We start from the raw sequence: 22,800 nt of genomic DNA, 5'->3' as shown, positions 1-22,800 counted from the left end.
TCGGTGTTCGGAATAATTTCAGAGAGGCTTGTCAATTTGGCTGGCGGAAATATCTAATTCGTAGAACTTTAAGTTAGAATATTTACTATATTTAATAGAAGAAATAACCAAGCTTTCTCAGGAAATGTTCTTCTTCTTGAAAGCATAGCAGAATTCATCCTAATTTGTAAGTTTTATTGATTTAAAAAAATAAGAATGCCATGAGTTTAAGTACATCAATGACAAACAGCGTTGAATACAACATTTGGGTTGCGGAGCAATTGGTCGCTTGGCTGAAAACCTACCCCCAAGAATTGTTACAAAAGGAATGTCTATCCAGTTTTAGTAGCATTGCAAAAACACTGAAACATATCAGTGATACTCAATTATACTGGTCCTCGATGATCCGCGAAACGCCAGTGCCAAGTTTTGAATACATCGCCACAACAGTGGATATTGAAAAAGAAATGGCCAACTTGGTCAATGAGGCAAAGCTTTTGGCAGCTTATGTAAAAGAAAATATCGAAGCGATGAACGAACCCTATTTAATAGAATCCCAATGGTTTTCGTCAAACTTCCCTAAATATGAGTACCTCCAGCATTTATTAATCCACACAACCTATCATCGCGGGCAAATAGTTACTATTGGGCATCATGTAGGTGTTTTAAAAGCACCGATGTTGGATTATAATTTTTGGAACGTGATGCGACAGCAAAAATAGAGTCTAATTCCTACAGAGCGTGTTTGGAGGTATAACGAAAATAACGATGAAGCTAAAAGACGTAAAAAATAAATACATTGGGCTTTGGAAAGGCAACCATCGGTTGATCCTAAGCTGGTTGCCCGATCCTGATTTTAATTCGGATTCAAACTTAGCTATAAAAGCCGTTGCAAATAACAAATTTCTGATGTTTACTTATGACTGGCATCATGAGGGATTGGCGCAAGAAGGGATGCTATTGGTGGGTAACAACAATGAACAATCCGAAGTTACAGCATCATGGATTGATTCATGGGGTATGGGTGGAAAGATCATGAACTGCTATGGTACAATGAATGAGGTGGGAGATATTTCCTTAAGGGGTTCTTATGAAGTGCAGGATAATCCTGATTGGGGTTGGCGCATTGACATTCCATTACCTACCGATAATAGCCTTCAGGTGAAAATGTACAATGTCTCGCCAGATGGTGAAGAATTCTTAGCCGTTGATGCAAGTTATACGTCTATGGACTAGGTAATCAAACTAGGGCTGCCAAAATGCAAAAGATGTCGCGCTAAAATTCAACATAAATACTAAATACAGTAAAGATCATATAATGAGCTTTTTAGTGTTTTTAAAGAGCTTTCTTTTTATATGGGATAAAGAAATAAATAGTAAATTTGACAAGTACATTTATCAAGTGACAGGAGGCACAATTGAAATGGGAGTAATCGAAACAATAAAAAGACAGGAACGAGAAAAAGGGGTTCAGAAAAGTAAGATTGAAGGCAAGCGGGAAGAAGCCATTGCAATAGCATTGGAGTTTAAGAAAATGGGTTTACCTATAGTTGATATTGCTAAAGGAACAGGTCTTTTTATCGAGGAGATCGAACAACTGTAATCAAGCATTTTAAAGTTTATAAATAATGTTGAAGCCATTTCCGCAAGGGAATGGTTTTTCTAATTTATAAAGTTTACCCAGCTGCACTCGCTGTCGGCCAATTTGGTAAGAAATGTACCACATCTATGCCATCTTGGTAAAAAGTTTACCAAGCTTCGCTCGCTGTCGGCCAATTTGGTAAGAAATGTACCACATCTGTGCCATCTTGGTAAAAAGTTTACCAAGCTTCGTTCGCGATCGGCCAATTTGGTAAGAAATGTACCACATCTGTACCTATCTGGGTACAATGTTTACCCAGCTGCTCATTTCTAATCAAATTACTGAACGCTCGCCTTTTGCGTAGGGATTCGAAGAGATGGCTAGGAAGAATTTTAGAAATCTTTACTAGAGCACATAAGATCTTGCTAAAACTCCCATTTCACCGCTAGCAGGATAGGGTTAAATTTTAAACAAAATACTAATTTTATTAGTATTTTGTTTAGCTATTTCGTACCTTTGTGTTGTTAACCAGTTGATAAATAATTATGAGTTCTAGATCAAGGCGTGTGGATGATCCCTTGTGGAAATCTATTTTAGAGCAAACATTCTCGCATTTTTTACGCTTTATCTTTCCTGATACAGATGCTGTTTTTGATTTGAGCAGACCTTTTGATTACCTTGATAAAGAGTTTGAGCGTTTATTTCCGCCAGAAAGTACGGGTAAGGGGGTCCGTTATGTCGATAAGCTTGTCAAAGTCTTTTTAAAGGACGGCAGCGAACAATTTGTGCTGTGCCATTTAGAGATACAGAGCAACAAGGGCAGGGGTGATTTGGCGGAGCGTATGTTTCGTTATTACTACCGGATATGGGATCGTTACAAAGTTCCTATTACGGCAATTGCCATTTTGGCCGATGAAAATGCAAGCTATCGGCCTGTGGTGTATAGCCGGGAATTTATGGGAACGACATTGCGCTACGATTTTAATAGTTATAAGATCCTCGATCAGGAAGAATCGGTCTTGCGGTCTAATGAGAATCCATTTTCTGTGATTGTCCTTACTGCTCTTTTGACTATCAAGAACAAGAAAATAAGCGACGAAGGTCTGAAAGCAATTAAGCATGATCTTTATGACGAGATGATAAAACGGGAGATGGATAAGGATACGAGACAAGGGCTATATGATTTTCTTACTTACTACGTAAGTTTTGATAATGAGGAAGTTTTGAGTATATTTGAAGAGGAAATAAAAACAAAAATAGGAAGGAGCGATACAATGGGCACTCAAGAATATTTATTAGATAAGGCTGAAAAAAAGGGAATTCAGAAGGGAATTCAGAAGGGCAAGATTGAAGGCAAAATTGAAATGCTTAGGGAGCTAGGTTTTACGATTGCTGAGATCTGCCAAAAGCTCGGTCTGGCCAAGCCTGAGGTCGAGAAGTATTTCGGTGAAATAAAAAAAGCATAACGCTTAAAAGTTTATAATAATGTATTGAGAGCCATTTCCACAAGGGAATGGCTTTTTGTTTGGTCCGCCAGATATTAACGTTTTTTATTTGGCATCCTCTAATTGCATATTCCGGTAATATGCATCCATCTGTACCCTATCTGTGTCATCTTGGTAAAAAGTTTACCCAGCTTCACTCGCAGTCGGCCAATTTTAGGTAAGAAATGTACTCTAATCTGTACCTATCTGGGTACAAAGTTTACCCAGCTGCACTCGCGGTTGGCCAATTTAGGTAAGAAATGTACCATCTATGCCATCTTGGTAAAAAGTTTACCAAGCTTCGCTCGCGATCGGCCAATTTGGTAAGAAATGTACCACATCTGTACCTATCTGGGTACAAAGTATTTTCCATCAGTTTCCGCAGCAAAAGAGATCTTCCCCAGTATGGTCAAAGTTAGACGGACTCTGGAATACGTTTCGGGGTTCTGAATAATTTCAAAAGGCTTTTCAATTCGGCTATTACAACAAGGCAATTTTAAGGATTTTTCCTGATATGAGGTATATTAAATAGGGAATGTATAATTTCATTGATTATTCCCGTTTTGTCTTTTCAAGGATGCCGACAACCTCACGCGCGATTATCTTTACCCTTTTTTCGAGGGCAGTGATCTCCTTCTCTTTTCGGGAAAGCTGATCTCTCAATGCAATATTATCGGCGCGGAGTTCTTCTGTGTCCGATGGGCTGTTAAGAACTGATTCCATTCCGGATTCAAAGATCTCCAATATAACCCGTTTATTTTCTGTTATGGCATCGATCCGCTCTTTTTCTCTTTCCAATCTGAAGTTTTCCAGCTTCCATCCGATCACCCTCAAGTACGACCTTGCGATAGCGACCGAGCTCCTGAATTCCCCTATTTCCCCTTCGGTATACTCATTTCCGGTTTTCTCCCTAATCCGGTAATCCAAAATACTGATGAGCTGCTTAAGGTTGATATCCAGCTCCAAAAGTCTTTCGGAATCTCTTCCCTCGAGGATTTCCTTTTTCAGCAGCAATAACTGTTCTTTTTTCATATTCGGGTTCAGTTTTCGGTCAGACCATTTTTCTTAATGTAATCATTTACCTTCATGTTCAGCTGGCGGCAGCGCATGGAGAGACTGTTGATCCGCGAATACTGTTCATTGGAAAGCAGTTTCTTGCTGAATTCCCTGAAGAGGATGGCTTCGTTCATGTGGGTTTGAAGTGTCTGTCGCATGTATCGCTTTTCTACCTCAAAGTCATACTTCAGGTTGTCACTTCTGCTCTGAAAATAGTCATCGATCTGTTTTTCCGTCAGCACCTGTATTGCACTAGACTGATCGATCAGGGAGAAAAGCTGCTTACGTTCGTAATCATCCACGCAGAAATGGGCCAGCCGGTGCAGCTCGGATCTGATGATGGTCAGTTCCATGTACAGTTCAAATAGCCTGTCGCCCGTTTTTATGGCTTTAAGCCCCCGTTGGGCTTCATTCAAAAAAGATTCAATTTCCTCAATTTGCATAGCTTTCGATTCATCCATTGGTAAAATGAAAAAACGTGATTACCTAAAATAGGAATTTTTTTTATCCGAAACAATAAAAAGACAGGAGCGAGAAAAAGGATAAGGATAAAAGACAAGGGCTATATGATTATCATTGATTTAATTTTTTTTAATAGGAAATGATGCTGTTATGAGCTTAGCTCATAACGGTTTCTAACTTACTACGTAAGTTTTGATAATGAGGAAGTTTTGGGTATATTTCCTCAATAGATTAACTCTCAATGGCAGAGGAGAGATCGATAAATTGCTTTTTGTATGCAATTTATCTAAGTTTGAAAAAGAATTAAAAACAAAAATAGGAAGGAGCGATATTCTGGGCACTCAAGAATATTCTTCCAGAACGATAGTATCTGTAAAAGTCCGAATTGTATATATGCTCCTCGTAATAAATCATTACCTCTCCAAAAAATTTTCCAAATCATCCTCTTTCCCCAATCCAAATTTCTGTTTCAGGCGGTATTTAAACATACGAACACTTTGTGGTTCAACGTGCAGTGCCTGTGCAATCTGCTTAGTGCTCATTTTCAGATAGAGATAGGTACAGTATTTCAGATCAAGCGGTGTTAGTTTGTGAATCGCTTTTTCATTCAACCGGTTAAAGAAATTGGGATGTAGCTCCTGTATCTGCATTTTGATGTCTTCATAATCCGTCTGCAGGAGCATTTCTTCTTTTATAAGCTTTTGGATATATTTTGCTTCACCACTATCTATTTTATCTTGAATCTGTTTAAGGGTGTCGTTTTTTCTGTCAATTATTAGGGAATTTGCCAAAGCTTCTTTTTCCAATTGTAGTCTTCTTAAGTCCAGTAATTCCTGTTCAGCTTTCAACCTCGCTTGTTCTTCTTTTTCAAACTTAAGCTGCATCGCAGCCTGCTGTGCCTGATCTTCTTTTTCCTGAGCCAATTGCTTTTCACGTTCTACGGAATATCGTAAGCGGAAATGATAAGATACAAACATAAACAGGAGTCCGAATAACAGCGCAATCGCAATTCCTCCGTAGAGGTAATTTTGCCGTTTCCTGAAATTTTCTCGTTCGGTCAAAAGTTCCAGTTCACGGTCTTTTTTTTCGGTTTCATACTGCACTTCTAATTTCTGTGCGTTGAAAAGCTGTTGTTCATTGAACGATTTTTTTAATAGATCTTCTGCCCGTTGCTGATACGTCAATGCCGATTTATAAGCTTGTTTTTTTAAGGCAATATCTGCTAAATCCCGGTTAATGGCATATTCTAACCTAAAATGATTCCCACTGGAATTCATTAACCTGTTAAGTCCTTGCAAAAGATATTGTTCGGCAAGTCCCCAATCTTCTTTTTGCTTGGCAAATCCACTTTTAATACCAAATATATTACCCCATTTGTCGGCAAAAGCTTCGCTATTATCCAGTTTTTGTTCTGCAAGTTTAAGGTATTCAAATGCTTTCTGCTCTCTATACATCAATGCTTCAGCCGAATGCTCTAAATAATAATTTGCCAGATTAATACACGTAATCACGTATGTATTAATGCTCAGTCTATCCGGCTGCTTTTCCAGCAGATTAAAAGATTTATTCAGATAATGGTAACTGCTGTCCAAAAGATTTCGCTCTTTACTTTTTTTGTACCGAGCCAGATACATACTTGAAATACCGTTGTTTACATTCGTCTGTAAGTTGATGTTGTTTGCTTTGATAGCACAGTATTGAGCCTGATGTATATAATGTTCCATCTTTTCGCTGTCGTCCCATCTGCTGTACGCACCATACAGCAGATAATTCAGATGGTATTTAGTGGACAGATCGTCCTCATTTTTTTCTACCTGTTTTAGTCCATAAAGAGCATCCTTTACAACCGCATCTGGTAAATTAAGGGTATTATTCAGGAAGGCTTTAGCTCTGTACGCCACTGCTAAAGATGTTTTTTTCTTCGACTTCTCTGCATTTTCCAAGCTTAAATCAGTTAGTCTTTTCGAAAGTAAAAGACTATCCATCGAAGTATATATGCTACTTTGGTATGCATAGAGATAGGCTAAATCAGCGGGTGATGTTGTGGACTTAATACCGGAATCTAAAATTTTAATAGCTTCTTTTTGCTGGTTGTGCAACTGAAGCTGATCCAGCTGATCCAGAATTTTTTGGGTATTGGAATGGATGTGCTGAGCACGAAGCCTTAAACATGCCAGAAGAGCAAATATTAAATATAAAATATGCTTAAATCTCATATAATTTCTATATACATACTCCTACAAAGTAATAAAAAAATTGTATGGCATCCGAATCAGATAACATTAAACTTTGTGGTGATTTTATTTTCAATATACTGAAAATAAGCTAGATAAATTACTTGTAGATACTTTGTATATACACTTTGAAAAGTCGTAGACGGTTTGTTAACTAAAATGGATTGTCAATTCTTAAGATACTTCCGATTTTTGTTTTACGACAAAATTGAAGAATTATGACACCGAAAGTACAGTCTATTTTAAGTTATCTAGGCATTTTATGGCTCATAGCTTTTTTTATGGGAAAAGATGAGCGAAACGATTTTAGTACGTATCATTTAAAGCAAGGTTTAGGATTATTCATCACTGCTGCTGTTATTAACCTTGGTGCAGGAATACTATTGTATATTGTACCAGCACTTGCATTTTTGATAGGTATAATTGGTTTGGTTTTTCTTATACTTATGGTATTGGGTATTATAACAGCAGCCAACGAAGTGAAAAAACCTTTGCCGTTAATCGGTAAATTATTCGAAGATAAATTTAATTTCATTGATAACTGAGCATTATACAAAGGAAATCAACTACCTGACAAATACTTCCCAACCAATGGAATTACATTCCATGTTCATTGTACCGAAGAATTAACAGAATGGATCAGCAATACAGTAAAATTAAGTGCAGGTAATGATCATCTTAGTATTTATCACATACCCTCTCCTTTAAATCAATAATAAATGCGTTATCTTTTAATCATATTGTTCCATTGTTTAATATCGAATACTTTCGGTCAAACTGCTCCCGAAAACCAACAGTTTTTAGTCAAGAGAGTGCGTATTATTGATTACGAAAAGATTTTTACTGAAAAAGATATACAAATATTGGATAGTATCATTAATATCTGCTGGAAAAATGCAATAGCAGATATAGCCATTGTCACTATTGATGGACGCCATACCGACAAAGCGCATTTTGACCAATACGTATTTAACAATTTGACAGGATATGCCCAAGGTGAATACGGAAAAAATAATGGGATAGTTATCGCTATATCCAAACAACTCCGCCAAATGCGTATCGAGAACGGTTACGGTATAGAGAAAATAATGAGCGATGTAGCCACAAAAAAAATCATTGACGAATATTTTATACCGAAATTTAAGTACGACAACTATTTTGAAGGGACATTGAACGGTTTAAACGCCATCATAAGTCATTTAGGAAAGGAAATACAGCAATACGACTATACGGATGCATCGTCCATTTTCAGGCCTTCGCTGTTTCAAAAGATTAGGGGATTTGTACTGGAAAACGGAACGGCACAGACTTTCCGCAGTCTCGATAGTGACAATCCTTCCTACAATTTCACATCACTTGATGTGTTCTTGGGACCCGCTAGGAAAAAAGCTTTTGTTCTGAAAGATTTTTTGGAAACCGATTACTATGAAATGACCATCCGAAAAAGTGATGGCAAACATTACCAGTTTATCTGTTTTGATGAGCATGTGCCTGGGCAGACATTTATAAAAAAGAATATGCAAGTCCATCGGGTGTATTGGCTGGAACCCGGAGATCAATTGATTTCGCAAGATGTATGGCCTTTGCTGACTCAGATAGAGGATGAAATGACTCAGCATTCCCCGAGTTCCAATGCTAAAAAGTTCACCGATTACCATTGGAAGATGAAGCAGGAATTCCATCCGATGGAACGTAAATATATGAATGTTGATCACAATGAAACCATAGCATTTGTTCAAAACGATATTTTCATCAACGGAGAAAAGAAAGGTGCCTTTGAGATTGAAGAAAATAAAAGATTGTTATCTCTTAAAATGGATGGAAAAAAACGTCCGTCATTCGCCATTTTTAAAATGGAAGATCGCTATTATTATCGTTACCATTTCAATAAAACCGAACGGAAACTTTATCTGGTACCGTTGGATGAAAAAGAAGGTCACGATCTTATTTCAGTGGAGGGATGCACATTTGTATTTGAAATTTTAGAACCATAAATAAGAATCAATATGTTTTTTGTAATCAATAAAATAGAACAGGCAGTCCATCGTACCGATGGTCTGCATAACCCTAAAAATCCGTCTAACCCAATGGTACTGGGCATTTACCGTACGCAGTCGAGAACGGCACTCTTTACTGTTTACTCCAAGAAAGCATTTGGCGAATTTTGGGATGATGGAGCGCAAAAAAAGATAGCCAGCCACCATTGGACACCGGAAATGAAAGCATTTGCCACACAAAAAGTGACAGAAGTACCTCAGCCTCCTTTTATCTTTAAACTGACCATTGTAGGATGGATCTTCGTAGCATTGATGATCGCCGCAATGGGATTGATCGTTTATCAGGAATTAAAACCCCCTCTGCCAAAATCTGTAGAAGCCGTTGCGATGGAAAAAGCACCAGTGGTGGGCGATATCTATTTTGGGCATTTTGAAAAGTATAAAGAAAAAGGAACGCCTATTGGAGCAGAAATAGGGTTTGGATGGTTCAAAATAATAAAGGTTGAAGGCTCGGATTTTTATCTTGCCAAAAGCACGGAAATGAGCAAAACCAGCAAACCTAAAGAACAACTGAACAGCGGTGATTACGAAACAGAAACGTTTCCTGCTCTGCAATTGTCGGAACAAACTGGATATAATATCCGCTTTAAATCTGCCGATGGATTGACGGAAGTATATATATCAGAGAAGAAGTAAGATGTCTACAAAAAAAATAATGGGTATCATTGCATTAGTTATTATCGGTGGTATCGTGCTTTTTGGTTTTATCATTTTTACAACCGTAAAAACCAAATCCACCAGCATCAACAAGTATGAGCCGTTCAAAGAATGGATAGGGAAAACGGTGACGCTTAACAAAGAAACGGTTCTGTTTAAGGATAAGGTAGAAATGAACCATAACAGTGATTACCCTTATGTGCTGTTGGATAGCCTGCATCCGAAATGGCAATATGCCGAAGAACAAAAAGCGATCGGTGATTTGGAAGAGATCATCAGGTTTCCGGAAGAAACTATATTGAAGTTTGAAAAAGCCATTCAATACACCAATGGGGTATCGGGTTTCTCTTATCCTATCATTTTCGGAACCATAACCAGCAATGGAAAAGAATACAAAGTAGGTTATCAATGGGGAGAAATGAGCATAGGAAAAAGATTTGACAAGGTAGAAGAATGCTGGCAATTTCACCAGGCACCGTGGCAGGAAGAAAAAGATACAGCTTTTTATGACCTGCCAACAGCTTCACTTTGGTAAGACTTATAAACGCTGGTTCTTTATTTGTGTTTCAGTCATATTTCTAATATTGTATCTTTTGTTTGGGGATGTCCCCGACATCTGTGTCGGAGACATCTATGTTTTTTCAATATAATTTACTGACTGTCAGTTTCTTAATTAAAGCATCTCCGCACTTTTTTCTTTTCCTAATTTCTCGTCAATTAAGCGTTCTTTAGGAAGGGGAAATCCCCATGTCAGGTCGAAAGATAAAAAGCTTATTTCATTGAGATAATGCTGAGCAATTGTTCGACATATGTTTAATTCTAAAGATCTCTAATAGATTAAGGCGTTTCGTTGAATTTTGTGTATTTCGGCCAGCTAAAATGATATAGGAACATTTTGCTAAAGTTGAAAAATCAAAAATTTCCTTTTGCTATTTGTTTTTCCATTTTTTTAGTTCTTAGCTTAATCCAATTACTGGACGTTCACCTCCGTGATACAAGTGTTCGAAGAGATGATAAGAAGTGCCTTTAAAGACTAGCAAAACTCAAGGCGTTCAGGAGTGTCTTTCAAGGAGTAAGAGATACTACCTTTTTCCTATATCGTGTGATAAAATTGTATGCTTAAAAAAAATCCCCCCCCCAAAAAAAACTTTCGGTATGATACATCTTTATACGTTACAATTATCGACCTCGTTTAGTGAGCATTTAATGCTTTTGGCGAAATATGACAGATAATCCTATTGAAGTATTAGGCGAGTATATATAATGTTTAATTACCAAAACAAAAGCCAGAAAATTTGCTGGCTTTTGTTTTAATGGTCTATTTTTTGCTTAATCCATAAGAGAATGAGCCGATATGATCCGATAAGAGCCAATAATGAGCCAATTACAATAGAGTATAATATGACCCTGGTCCCGAGCCATGTCGCTCAATTAATTTTGCATTGATCAATTTATCCAGCATTCTTTTGATTGTTGAATTTGACGCTCCCATTTTTCCAGCAATCTCACTAGTTTTAATGCCAGGATTACCTTCAATTATGAGTAACAGCGTTTTCTCTTTAGGCGATAAGGTTTGCGTGACACTTCTTGCATCCAGTTTACGCAGCAAAGCTTCCTGAATATTACGTAAACACGTTAGAAAAAACATCACCCATTCAGAAATATCTTCACCTGGTCTCTGTGCCTGACAAGCCCTTAATACCCTATAATATTCAGTTTTTTGACTTTCTATTTCATGTTCAAAGCTGACATACCTGATCCATTGATAACCGTACTTTCGCAGTAACAGTGTTGATAGCAGTCGGCTAAGCCTTCCATTGCCATCTTGAAAAGGGTGTATAGAAACAAATTCATAACAGAACAAAGCCACCTTTACCAAAGGGTGAGTAATATTATCGGTATCGTACCATTCAAACATTTCACGCATTGCATCTTCAGTAGCAAAGCCAGGGGCTGTGGTCTGAAAAATGATTTGTGTTGTTCCATCAGGCAAATGCGCTTCAACGGCATTTGTATGCTGCTTATAATCACCCTTATGCCATTGGTCTTTCTCGCTATATTTAAGAAGCTGATTATGTAGGTTTTTTAGACCGTTTTCTGAAACAGGGATAAACTCATAGCTTTCATCAATCAGGTCTAATACTTCAAAATAGCCAGCAACCTCCTGTTGATCACGTTCCTGTAACTTTGAAATATCCATGCTTTTTAGCAAAACATCAACTTCGTCATCACTTAACTTAGAACCTTCGATACGTGTTGATGCACCTACGCTTCGTACTGTTGCAATTGATTTCAGCTCTTTTAGGCTTTGACCTTCCCGACGTTCAATGGCCTGCCATGAAGCATCAAAACGATCAACCTCACTGATCAGACTTATCAGCTTCCAGTTAAGATCAAGCTTTTGCGTGTGTACATTTTCTAAACTCATACATCGAATATACACATTTTCATCTAAAAATGATCCGATATGATCCGATAAGAACCAATAATGATCCGATAGCTAACTAATTTGTGAGAGTCATTTTAATGTGAAAGCCAGCAATTTTAAAAACAGCTGGCAGTTATTGGACTACATCAGTCCCTCATCTCCAAAAAAATAGTAACTGTACCTGTTCGATATCAGATGATCAAATACCTACAAGTCCAATAGCTTGCCGATTTCAACCAGCTTTTTGTTATGTTCAGATCCTGTTCACTTGGTTTCAGATTAGATCTTGGACGGTTATGGGCAAGGGTGATGGATGATCCTGTGCATTCAGGGCAATGGAGAATATCAGTTTTGGATCAACATAGGTGCCAGCAAATCCTCCGTTGGATATCTCGGTCATCCCGATCACATTGTTTGCTCTGTTCATTATCAGGATATAGAACTGTTCGGTCATTTCTGTCTTGCCCAGATGCCAGTTATTGAAAAGTATATCGTAAACCTGTTTGGATGTCGTGATTTTTGGTCTTTCCGATGCCTTATACAATCCCCTTCTAGTTAATTGCTTTATTTGTTCATCAATAGTAAAGGCTTGTTTATCGTACATAAAGAAATAATGATTGGCTACTAAAGCAAAAGACACGCCCAGGGACGCTGTTCTGCTGGGTAGCGTGGCATGTATTGTTGAGGCAAGCATAAGCACTTTAATTTATAAAAACGAATTTATTCCACTCCCATCTTTACTAATTCGGGAAGATGTATCCATAACGAAAAAATCCTCTTTTACCGACGATAAAAGAGGAACAATTTTAAATACGGACTATGTGATGAGAAAATTTTACCGTTGATAATAAAGATATGACGTATGTTGCCAGTGGTGTTCCGTAAACCATTACTGATGTCCCGCACCGAATCCGCATAAGATAAATGGCAGAAAAGCATGTTCATCAGATAGGGACAACTGTTGATACACGTAGGATGTTTATCCGAATCATGCTTGCGAACAATTCTATCAAAAAAGCTGCGGTCGATCAGACCAAGAATCTGAGAAAATACATTTTTATCTTTGCTGCCATTTTTTAACTGTTTTAAATGTTATATCAGTACCGTCCTAAACGTGATTTAAAAAGTGGTGGTGAATGATATAGCAGGGAATGCTATATTTAGTTCGCTAAAACAAATCACCACCATGGTAAATATAAACGCATCTTCGCTCAGAACTGCGCATGTTGAAACGCAAAGTGCTGCTGATGGATGCCACAGTGATCCCGCTTTGCCTTTCGGTGTTTGATTGGGCAAGGTTCCGAAGTGCCAAAGGTGCGATTAAACTACATACGATACTGGATTACGATGGCTGTATGCCCAGCTTCGTGCACATTACCGATGGCAAGACACATGAATCCACAGTGGCAAAGGCCCTATCCTTTCCCAAAGGATGTGTGTTGGTGGTCGATCGGGGCTACGTCGATTACGCCTGGATGAACGTTTTGGACAGCAAGGGCTGCTTTTTCGTAACAAGGAGCAAACCCAATATGAAATATACGGTATTGAAGTCTTGGCAAAGCGATGAACTGAAAGAAGCTGGGGTAATTGAAGATCAAGTTGTTGCCTTGGAAGGCGTCTCAGCAGCTCGGTACGGAAATAAGAAGATGCGTCTTGTCCGGGTTTGGGACAGTATCAAAAATGTGGAATACGAGTTCCTGACCAATCATTTTCAATGGAAGGCGGCCACGGTAGCTGCACTTTACAAAGAGCGCTAGGAGATCGAGACGTTCTTTAAGCACCTCAAGCAGCGGTTAAAGGTCTCCAGTTTTGTAGACAACTCTGAGAATGCCGTTTACATCCAGATCTGGACAACGCTGATCGGGATACTACTCTTCAGGTACATTCAAAAACGGGCGAAATATAGCTGGAACCTATCCAATCTGGTGAATTTCATAAGGCTGAATATCTTCGTGAAGATTGATCTGTAGAAATGGGCCGATGACCCATTTATTTCGGGTAAACCACCCGATCAAAATGGACAGTTTAACCTGTTCTGAAACGCAAAGGGAGGGTCAAATCCGAAAGTATCAACAAAATCTGCATGGAAACAACAGTAGATAGAGATTTTTATGGCCTTAAAATTTATTTAGGACGGTACTGATGTTATATATATGTTTTTTAAATTAAGTTTAATAATTGATTAATATTTAGTTAATTATCCTTATTTATGTTTGCAATATAAGTTTTGCGATTGAAATTTACACATATAGAGCTTTATTATTTCTGAAATGAATTTCTGAAACTTTTATTCAATAATTATTTTATTGAGGATTTGTACAAGCATTCTATTTTTCTTTGACCAAAACAAATTAGCATGTATTAATTATAAATAGAATTAAATATTATGAACTTTTTGAAAAAACTATGTGTATTATCAGCTCTTATGAGCTGTTTAATTGTTGGGACAAGCTTTTCGGATGATCCCCCAGCCGGTATTGTTAACTGCTCGATAACGAAAGTTGAATACAACCAGTATTCTCGGGTAGCAGAAACATTTGACGTAGAATGTCCAGCATGCGAATTGCGAGGGTCACAAGAAATGTATAATGACAAGGGCCGTCTGATAGGAACATTATATTCGTATGAACTTGGTTCAGAGCCAATAGTTACGAAAGATATCACCTGTGTAGATTCAAGAGACGAGTCAGAAAGTTGTACTCAAACAAAGGTTCGAGTTACTGGTTGGACCTGTTATGACAAATTTGTACCTTGTCGAGAAGAAGATAATCCTGAATGTTTGGAAACGAGATAATTATTCTAAATGAAATATTTATCGGTTACAGCGATTATTTTGTTTTTTATTTTTTTAGGATGGGGATGTTCAAATTCTGTAAATCGGAATGCTACTAATCAGCGTTCCGATTTACGTTTCCTGAAAATACAGCCAGATCAGCTTTTATCTCTGAGAACAAGTAATTTTTTAGATTCTGTAAAATTTATTCCATTGGAAACAACTCCTGAATCGGAATTCGCGGAAATATCACAGATCGAGATTATTGATAGCCTATATCTGATTCTGGACAGAATGTCTAATCAAATTTTATTTTTCAACAAAGACGGAAAATTTGTTAGAAGAATTAGTCCAAAAAATATGGACATACCTGTTCCTTATAATAGCATCGCTAAATTTTCATTAGATCCTAATCGCAAAATTTTATCCTTTTTAGACCAACAGAAGCCTAATGTTTATGAGTTTGATTTTTCTGGAAATTTTTTAAAAATGCGAGATAAAAAGCCTATTGATTATAACATTCGAGAATTTTATCATTTAGGTAAGTATACAATCAATTATTTTTCATACGAAAGTAGAAATTCGAATACAGATAGTTCGCCAACTATCGTCGTCAACGAAGGCGAAAAGGAATTAGGTTCCTATTTATTTTTTGATCCCTCTATAATCTATTATAATGATATGTATGATGCTCGAAAGTATTTTTTTAGATCCAAGGAAAATTTGCTGTTTTCCCGCCCAGGAGATTATACTGTTTATGAATTTGACAAAAAGGGAAAAATAAATCGGTATATAGATATATGTTTGCCAGAAAAGTTCAAACTGCCAGAGGATTTTTTAACAAACAAAAAGTATAGTAACAAAAGACGTAAATATTTAGATTCTAGTCGCTCTAAGGTGTATTTAATCACAGATTTTTATAAAGCAGGTGATATGCTCTCGTGTAGGTTGATTGGTTCTAGGTATAAGAGTACGTTTCTTTATTCCCTTAGATCTGAAGTTGCAATTGATTTTAGGAATTATCTTTCTGATTCCTCTACTTTTTTTCTACCTATTGCAAATAACACTGTTTTAGGAGTTGATGGTGATAGTTATATTTCGTCGGTTTCAGCTAGCCAAATTATACAAGCAATAACCCGTAACATAAAAAATCAAGGGTACTTATCCTCATTGCCTGACCATTTGAAGACATTGTATAAAAATGGGAATAACCAAAATCCTATTCTAACGCTAATAAAACCCAAAAGTATAATTGTATATGACGTTAAAAAGTAAAAAAGATACTTACGGCATTCTACTCGCTATATTGATTTCCTTGTTTCAAGTCTTAATGTGTAGGGCCGACAGTAGATTCATGACGGATTCAGCAACAAAAACGCTCGAAATTCGAATAGATCCTGCATCGGCCAGTGTAGGAGTTGACGTAAAACTGTTTGATTCTATTCGATATGTTCCTCTTGAAACTAATCGAGAATCCCAATTTTTAGGAATATCACAATTGGAGGTATCTAAAAATTACTATATTATTTTAGATGGAAATTTAAACACACTCTTCTTCTTTAAGAAAGACGGATGCTTCAGTCATAAATTAGATAAAGACAATGCTAATAGACCATTTAAGTCCATTTCTCGCTTTGCTATTGAAAAGACGAAAGACATTCTTTCGTTTGATGATCATATGCTTTCACGGACATACACTTTGGATCTAAACAGTAATGTTTTAGAGTCTGAAGTACGGGATAGAAACTATAGAGATTATGTAACATTCAATGGCTATCAACTATACTATCATCTTGATGATGATTTTAATTTTGTTAGCCTTGTTCGCTATGAAGCACAAACAGGGAAAAGACTTAGTTCTTATTTACCAGCTGATACTGCACGGAAAAATGTTTCATTGAGTGAAAGTAGGCTTCATTTTTATCATTCTGACAGGGGTAATATGTTTTTTACCAGACCATATGATTATTCAGTTTATGGAATAGACAGCGTTGCTGTGCCGTATTTAAGGTATAGATTCATGTTACCATTGTCAAATATGCTTCCTGGGGACTTTCTAAGTAATGTAGCGTATTACAATCGATGGAATGAGTATTTACGGTCAAATAGGTCTATAATCTATTTAATACAGGGAGTTTATCAATCAGGAAGCTGGCTTACGTTCAATTTATTTCCTAATGCGAAAGGAGGCACTTTTTTGTATAATTTGTCAACAGGAGATTTATTTGATCTGAGAAAAACAGAAGATCTGTCAACAGGCCTGTCTATTGTGGAGCGATTAAGCCCTGTAATTGGTATAGATCAGGGAGCATTGATCTCTGAACTACCTTTTCTTTCGTTAAAACGGAGATATGAAGAACTCTCAATGTCAGAACGGGAGAGCTTACTCCCGACTCATTTAAAAGCATTGATGAGTAGAAGATCACACAATATTATTCTAAGGCTATCATACTTGAAACAAGATTATTCACCATATTAACTATCATGTTAAAGCTCAAAATTCATATTTTCATACTTTATTTCATCATAATTACAGCTTTTGCCTATATAGTAGCCCAGTGGCTTCCGCAATCCAAAGCAAAAAATAAGAATACAATAACAGCAAGCGACAATGGTAATTTATTTTTGGATATCTATCCTGAGTTAGTCATTCCTAATACTGGGAAAACGGTAGAAGAACAGCTTAATATTTTGGATATAAATAATAATAAAATATCGATTAAGAAACTCGCTTCAAAACAACCTTTGTTAGTATTCAGGTATTCTCAGTATGACTGCCATCTTTGTATTGATCAGGTATTAAATAAGTTGCAGACTTTTTTCGCAAGCAATGAACATCATGTGTGTATGATCATAGATGGAATGAGTCCAAGAGATTTTAGAATTAAGTATAAAGATTTAGGGCTAAAAATACAACCCTACTTTATTGAAGAACAGAATTTAGGATTGAGTTTGGAAAATAAGAATTTACCTTTCCTTTTTGTTCTGTCTCCTGATCCATTGAGAGTAGATAAAATATTTATACCTTTTAAAGAGTATCCTAATCAAACGGACGCTTATTTGAAAAATGTAAAAAGCATATTAAATGATTAGATCTCTAATTATTTTATTTTTATTAGCTGCACACATCATGGTCCATTGCCAATCCATTTCCGACAGGAAATTGGCTATACAGGGCTATGTTATTGATAGCGTGGCTAAGAAACCTATTGCTGCTGCTACGGTAACAATATACCAAAAGAAAAATGGCAAAATACTACACTATGGATTTACAAATAATACCGGTTTTTTTACTCTTGCCAAGCTATCTTTTGTAGATTCCATTTTCCAAATCCGAATATCGCATATTGGATTTGACAAAGCAGAGATAGATATATCGGTGCCGGTTGGAAAGACAGAGATCAATATAGGTAACATCCAGCTTAACAGGACTTCGAGGAGGATGGAAGAGGTCGTTATCAATCGCCCACCGATATTAATGAATAGCGATACCTTGGAAATAAATCCAGAGGCCTTTTTACTGCAGCCGAACGCAGTTGTAGAGGATCTCTTGACTAAAGTACCTGGAATTATCGTTTGGGGGGATGGTAAGATTACAGTCAATGGAAAGAACGTGGCTAAAGTTCTTGTTGAAGGCAAGCCTTTCTTTGGCCGAGACCCAGCTATCGCGACCAGAAATCTACCTTCTGATGCTATTGAAAAAGTGAAAGTCTATGAAAGCCCACAAAATACAGCCCATCAAGAAGAGCAATTCGAAATTGATATTATCCTTAAGAATAAGAAGAAAAGAGGTTTATTCGGAAAGGTTTCATTAAGTGAAGGCACTGAAGCACATAAAGAGGGAACATTTTTAGTCAATGTTTTTAACCCGAAAAATCAAATTAGTCTTTTTGCAGGCGGTAACAATACCAACAAGATCGCTCGCAATTTGAGCGATTTTCTGGCAGCAAATGTTTACAAGCCAGGGGGGGAGAATCTTGAGGCCAATACGCCAATGTTTGGGCAAACAGGTTTGAATAAATTCTTAATTGGAGGTGCTAAATTTGAACGAAATTGGAACAAGAAATTAAACACTGATATCCAATTGCTTTTGAATGACAGAAAATCAGAGAGCATAACGGATATTCAGGAAATTCGAATCCTTGAGGGAGATCAGAAACAATATATAGCTGAAAAGCAGCAACACAATAGTGATGGAATCAACCAGTCTTACCTAGGTGTAATCAAGTACAAAAATAATAAATGGGATCTTCGCATCAATACAGATGTTCAAAAAAACAAGACAAGTGGTAGGCAACGGTATAATCGGAATGTGATCGACCAGGGAAATCAGCTGTTATCAAATTTAGAAAAAAGCATTTATAGAGACGAAGACCGCCATAAAGGAAAACTGGGTTTTAACTTGAGGCGTAATGATTCGATTGCCTCGAAGTTTGAACTGTATTATAAATTTGAAACGCAAAATAACCAACTTGGACAGCAAGAGGATATTTTTTTCAATAATGAAATCCCTCTCAATCGTCTAAAGCAGACTGACCAAAGCAATAATCGACATGAACTGGACGCCAATCTGGGACTCAATAATTTCGTAAAACGTGCGTTTAATTGGCAGCCCAGCCTTATATTAGATATACGCAGTAATTTGATTCTTAATCAAATGAATGAAGACCAGCTTGACCTTTTTCTTGATACGTTAAAAGAAGCCTATACGATCAAAAACGAGGCAATTTCCTATATAGACAACTTAAAGGAAGCCATATGGACACCAGAGTTAAGCGTATCTAAAGGAGTTGTCAAGTCGACGGGGAAAGGTGTAAATAGCTTGTTTGTTACCACAACGTTCGGCTTGCAGGCCTTGTCCCGAAAAAATGTTTCAAGCCATAAGCTTCGGTCACTGGACCAATATTTTCTATCTACATTGCCATCAGCAACTGTACGGTACGAGCGGGCACTGCAGCTCTCAAATAAATCTTTAACGTTTGCTTATCGTTCACTGTTGAAACAGCCAGGGATTTATCAGTTGATCGCCTTGATAGATACTACTCAGAAAGACTATAATCGTACTGGAAATAACACCTTACGGGCCGAAGAACAATATCAATTTTCATTTGATTATATCGACTTGCGTTATGATAAGAATATGTCGCAACGTCTTCACATAGCCTATTCACTTCGGAAAAATGCGCTAACAGACAATATAAGCTATCTGGCAGACGGTGCTATACTTACCCAGACCATTAATGCAGCAGGACTACCCCTCATTGAGGGTGATTATCAATATAAGATAGGCAAAAAAATATGGAATAAGCCCTTTAACATTGAACTGACAAGCCGGCTCAATGCTAACCAATATTATTTTTTTAGCAATGAGGTGCGTTACAAAAGTTTGTCAACGGATTTCCGGCTCGAAACAAGGACTCTATATGGCCTGCTTGAGCAGCTGAAAATAGGATTGTCAGGTGCATTTAGCACAAACTGGAATAAAATAGGAATGACTAGGGTTCGGACAGGGGGGCATAATCTGGGCCTGGATGCTGTGTTGAGCTGGCCTAGACGAACGACCTTAATTAGTAGATTGGTCGCTAAAAATTTTTATACAGTAGGATTGCCCTCAGACCAGCAGTATCTCTGGAATATCGAACTGTACTATCGGATGCTGAAAAAAGAGCAGCTCGAAATCAAGCTTTCTGCTTATGATATCTTAAAAAACAACAGAACAATCCGTAATATCTTACAAGACAATGTTATTAGACAAGTCAATGTCAATAATATCCAGCAATTTTTTCTTTTCAGCCTCTCCTATTATCCCAGAATATTTTAAAAATCTGTGTTTTCTCCTTCTTTCATAGGCTACCAATTGCCCGCAAGTCGATAATTTGTTGACATTTCATTGTTAGTCCTACTGTTGATGTTTCTAAGTTTATAAAGTTAACATAAGAGCTATAATCAAATACTTTAAATTTTATAAATAATTATTGTGAGCCATTTCCGAAAGGGAGTGGCTTTTTATTTTTTACGGATTTAAGAATAAAAAAACACCCCTGTCATCGGGCGATGCGAGGGGTGTTATCTATTATTAACTAATTTTATGAAAAGTATTTTTAATGATATTCAACGATGATTTTAAAATAAAGCGCCCTAATAAATCGAGGCGCTTAGCTAAAAGTTGGTTTTCCTCTAGCACCGGCAGAACCAATTTATTAATAAATATTTTAATATCAATAAGTTTGCAACTGTTTTTCTGCTTAATGTTCAATATCAGCTGCCGACTTTACTTGGTAGGTATAATCCCGATTATTGGAGGTTCGCAATTGCCGTAGAAAAGAGTTACGTATTATCCCATTGATTTTTTCCCTTTTATGAGGAAGAATTAGTTGTCAGTAAGTGTTTCTTTGTATAATTGTTCAAATGCGTCTTTCAGTCCGATATTTTGAGATTTCGCAATCAAAAAAACTTCATAAGCATAAAAGTCATCCGCTGTTAAATTTAGTACTTTCGTAAATCTTGTATTTTCAATACTTGCTTTTTCTGAAACGTCACCTTGTGATGAGACGAACTGAGCAATAAACTTTTGGTACTTGTTTAAAGTCTTCTCAGCTCTCATTTTGTCTTTTTGTTTTGTTGAGAATTTTTTTTGAGCAGAGTTCGCAATTTCTGATAATGCATTTTCACAGTCTTCATCAAAATTATTTGATAAGAGATCTACAGCTTTGTAAAAGACTCTGCCTTTTACTGTTGATAAATCACTATTTAGTTGCAAGGACTCTAAAGGATACTTATTAGAGAGTATCGCTTCAAATTCTTTATTTAGGGTTTTCAGAAATTTATCAAACTTCATTTTGTAATAATTGTTATACAGATATTTGTATTTAAATCGCAAATTATTTTGCGATAATATTTTTTATTATTATCTTTGTTAATAATCAGTTCGCTGATTGAGTCTCGACAGAAAAACTAGCAATTTTACAGACGCGAGACCACTGGGAGTTTTATCCCTACTTTTGCCTATATTTGCAATCGTAGGATAGGCTCCTGCTGGATGCTGCGTCGTGGTCTTTGCTAGTACCCTCTGCCGGCTGAAAGCAGGAGCCTATCTTAATATACCTCCACTTTCTTCCCTCGAGACTCTTAGTAATAACCCAGCTAATAATTATGAAATTAAAAGAGTCAAATTCAAGCACACGCACCCCACAACGACAGATCAAGGATCATTGTCGCCAAGATGCAGTTGCGCTGCTCATCAAGAACAAGTACTGCCCACCGGAGTAGTATCAAAGAGCTTAAAATCAACAACGCGCAATACCTACAGTATTGAAATGTGCATTAAGAAAGGCTCAAAAAGCCCCGCTTATGGGCACAATGTTGTTGATTTTGCCGACCTGATTTTTTCAAGATCAATGCCCGACAATTGCACGATCCTCGTTTCTTTTATTTTTAGCAGCTTAAAAGTACGGATTTTGCAATTCACATGCAAAGATTCTAGAAAAAATAGATATTTATTTTCTATACAAAAGGTCGGTTTTTTATTTTTCCAACGGATGCGGTATCGTCTCTATCAAATCATGTGTAATTGTCCTGCACCGCGTCCGAGAACCTATTTTCTTATTTATTCACTGCTGTGACCTGAGTCCGTTCAGGAACCCACAAAAAGCTGATTTCGATCGGACAGGGGATGTTATGTGCTATGGTCACAGCTAAAAACGAAACACATGAAAACCATTTATGAAGATCTCCTGCATCTTGACAGGCCATTCTACGAAATTCATGAGGACAGTTACGATCCATTGAAATGTATCGAAAGTTTTTGGGATAATTACCCGCTCGCCACAATACGCGAATACTTCTATGCATTAGATCTCAAATGCCAAACTCTCAGATCGGTGGCCAAAAACAAGCCGGAACCTGTAAAGCAAACACTCTCTTTGGCGGATATCCTGCGTGCTTTAATGGCGTATTTCCTGATACATAGTCGTCAGATTGATACAGATCAAATAAAACTGTCAACATTAGAGGTCAATATGCAGGAAATCCAGCTAACAAAAAAAATCCATGATTTTTTTCAATCTATTAACCACACAAATACCTAAT

General features: G+C 37.0%; 19 protein-coding genes and 2 pseudogenes. 14 read left to right on the top strand and 7 right to left on the bottom strand.

The genetic code is table 11. From position 1 onward, the window contains the following. Window positions 1-200: 200 nt before the first annotated feature. From DCO56_RS18545 to DCO56_RS18530, 4 genes are all read left to right on the top strand, one after another. The gene (locus DCO56_RS18545) at window positions 201-701 is read left to right on the top strand and encodes a DinB family protein (protein ID WP_108635254.1); all 501 of its coding nucleotides are present in this window, start codon (window positions 201-203) and stop codon (window positions 699-701) included. A 46-nt stretch (window positions 702-747) separates the two neighbouring features. After that, the gene (locus DCO56_RS18540; RefSeq protein ID WP_108635253.1) at window positions 748-1,215 is read left to right on the top strand and encodes a DUF1579 family protein; all 468 of its coding nucleotides are present in this window, start codon (window positions 748-750) and stop codon (window positions 1,213-1,215) included. Between the two features lie 82 nt (window positions 1,216-1,297). Continuing rightward, the gene (locus DCO56_RS18535) at window positions 1,298-1,582 is read left to right on the top strand and encodes a hypothetical protein (RefSeq protein WP_108635252.1); all 285 of its coding nucleotides are present in this window, start codon (window positions 1,298-1,300) and stop codon (window positions 1,580-1,582) included. A 524-nt stretch (window positions 1,583-2,106) separates the two neighbouring features. After that, on the top strand, window positions 2,107-3,027 hold the full coding sequence (locus tag DCO56_RS18530) for an RpnC/YadD family protein (RefSeq protein WP_108635251.1): 921 nt from the start codon (window positions 2,107-2,109) through the stop codon (window positions 3,025-3,027). 570 nt (window positions 3,028-3,597) lie between these two features. Here DCO56_RS18530 and DCO56_RS18525 read toward each other — a convergent pair. The 3 genes from DCO56_RS18525 to DCO56_RS18515 form a co-directional block, all read right to left on the bottom strand. Beyond that, window positions 3,598-4,077: a hypothetical protein gene (locus DCO56_RS18525; RefSeq protein WP_108635250.1), complete on the bottom strand. Its 480-nt coding sequence runs from the start codon at window positions 4,075-4,077 to the stop codon at window positions 3,598-3,600. An 8-nt stretch (window positions 4,078-4,085) separates the two neighbouring features. Continuing rightward, a complete protein-coding gene (locus tag DCO56_RS18520) occupies window positions 4,086-4,562 on the bottom strand; it encodes a hypothetical protein (RefSeq protein ID WP_108635249.1) in 477 nt (158 codons plus the stop codon). Between the two features lie 414 nt (window positions 4,563-4,976). Beyond that, on the bottom strand, window positions 4,977-6,779 hold the full coding sequence (locus DCO56_RS18515) for a hypothetical protein (protein WP_108635248.1): 1,803 nt from the start codon (window positions 6,777-6,779) through the stop codon (window positions 4,977-4,979). A gap of 236 nt (window positions 6,780-7,015) precedes the next feature. Between DCO56_RS18515 and DCO56_RS18510 the strand changes: the two genes are divergently transcribed. From DCO56_RS18510 to DCO56_RS18495, 4 genes are all read left to right on the top strand, one after another. Then, window positions 7,016-7,342, top strand: coding sequence for a magnetosome magnetite crystal formation protein family (locus tag DCO56_RS18510; RefSeq protein ID WP_108635247.1), 327 nt, complete (start codon window positions 7,016-7,018; stop codon window positions 7,340-7,342). 174 nt (window positions 7,343-7,516) lie between these two features. Then, window positions 7,517-8,791, top strand: coding sequence for a TPM domain-containing protein (locus tag DCO56_RS18505; RefSeq protein WP_108635246.1), 1,275 nt, complete (start codon window positions 7,517-7,519; stop codon window positions 8,789-8,791). A gap of 12 nt (window positions 8,792-8,803) precedes the next feature. Further along, a complete protein-coding gene (locus DCO56_RS18500) occupies window positions 8,804-9,490 on the top strand; it encodes a hypothetical protein (RefSeq protein ID WP_108635245.1) in 687 nt (228 codons plus the stop codon). A 1-nt stretch (window position 9,491) separates the two neighbouring features. Beyond that, complete coding sequence (locus tag DCO56_RS18495) at window positions 9,492-10,046, top strand: hypothetical protein (RefSeq protein WP_108635244.1); 555 nt, start codon at window positions 9,492-9,494, stop codon at window positions 10,044-10,046. 849 nt (window positions 10,047-10,895) lie between these two features. On the opposite strand, the gene DCO56_RS18485 is transcribed toward DCO56_RS18495, so the two are convergent. The 3 genes and pseudogenes from DCO56_RS18485 to DCO56_RS30105 all read right to left on the bottom strand — a co-directional run. Further along, complete coding sequence (locus tag DCO56_RS18485) at window positions 10,896-11,939, bottom strand: Fic family protein (RefSeq protein WP_108635243.1); 1,044 nt, start codon at window positions 11,937-11,939, stop codon at window positions 10,896-10,898. Between the two features lie 191 nt (window positions 11,940-12,130). Next, a pseudogene (locus DCO56_RS18475) lies at window positions 12,131-12,543 on the bottom strand (JAB domain-containing protein). A 176-nt stretch (window positions 12,544-12,719) separates the two neighbouring features. Continuing rightward, window positions 12,720-12,986: pseudogene (locus DCO56_RS30105) on the bottom strand (DUF4372 domain-containing protein); the annotation flags it as partial. Window positions 12,987-13,162: 176 nt separating this feature from the next. Between DCO56_RS30105 and DCO56_RS18465 the strand changes: the two are divergent. The 5 genes from DCO56_RS18465 to DCO56_RS18440 all read left to right on the top strand — a co-directional run bounded on the left by DCO56_RS18465 (window position 13,163) and on the right by DCO56_RS18440 (window position 20,533). Continuing rightward, the gene (locus DCO56_RS18465) at window positions 13,163-13,696 is read left to right on the top strand and encodes an IS4 family transposase (RefSeq protein ID WP_108635240.1); all 534 of its coding nucleotides are present in this window, start codon (window positions 13,163-13,165) and stop codon (window positions 13,694-13,696) included. Between the two features lie 1,046 nt (window positions 13,697-14,742). Next, window positions 14,743-15,987 (top strand): 6-bladed beta-propeller, encoded by a 1,245-nt coding sequence (locus DCO56_RS18455; RefSeq protein WP_108635238.1) that lies wholly within the window; start codon window positions 14,743-14,745, stop codon window positions 15,985-15,987. Beyond that, on the top strand, window positions 15,971-17,191 hold the full coding sequence (locus DCO56_RS18450; protein WP_108635237.1) for a 6-bladed beta-propeller: 1,221 nt from the start codon (window positions 15,971-15,973) through the stop codon (window positions 17,189-17,191). The genes DCO56_RS18455 and DCO56_RS18450 overlap by 17 nt, the downstream gene beginning before the upstream one ends. A 5-nt stretch (window positions 17,192-17,196) precedes the next feature. Continuing rightward, a complete protein-coding gene (locus tag DCO56_RS18445; RefSeq protein ID WP_108635236.1) occupies window positions 17,197-17,805 on the top strand; it encodes a hypothetical protein in 609 nt (202 codons plus the stop codon). Beyond that, window positions 17,798-20,533, top strand: coding sequence for a carboxypeptidase-like regulatory domain-containing protein (locus tag DCO56_RS18440; RefSeq protein ID WP_108635235.1), 2,736 nt, complete (start codon window positions 17,798-17,800; stop codon window positions 20,531-20,533). Before DCO56_RS18445 ends, DCO56_RS18440 begins: the two co-directional genes overlap by 8 nt. Window positions 20,534-21,082: 549 nt before the next feature. On the opposite strand, the gene DCO56_RS18435 is transcribed toward DCO56_RS18440, so the two are convergent. Next, window positions 21,083-21,550 carry a hypothetical protein gene (locus tag DCO56_RS18435; RefSeq protein WP_108635234.1) on the bottom strand — a complete coding sequence of 156 codons (468 nt, stop codon included), beginning with the start codon at window positions 21,548-21,550 and terminating at the stop codon, window positions 21,083-21,085. 871 nt (window positions 21,551-22,421) lie between these two features. On the opposite strand from DCO56_RS18435, the gene DCO56_RS18430 reads away from it, so the two are divergent. After that, entirely contained in the window at window positions 22,422-22,799 is a 378-nt protein-coding gene (locus tag DCO56_RS18430) for a hypothetical protein (RefSeq protein WP_108635233.1), read from the top strand. Window position 22,800 lies beyond the last annotated feature (1 nt).

It is taken from the genome of Sphingobacterium athyrii (assembly GCF_003071065.1).
In the GTDB taxonomy this organism is placed as follows: domain Bacteria; phylum Bacteroidota; class Bacteroidia; order Sphingobacteriales; family Sphingobacteriaceae; genus Sphingobacterium; species Sphingobacterium athyrii.
The sequence above is the reverse complement of the archived record's forward strand: the minus strand, read 5'-3'. Positions and strand labels throughout refer to the sequence as shown.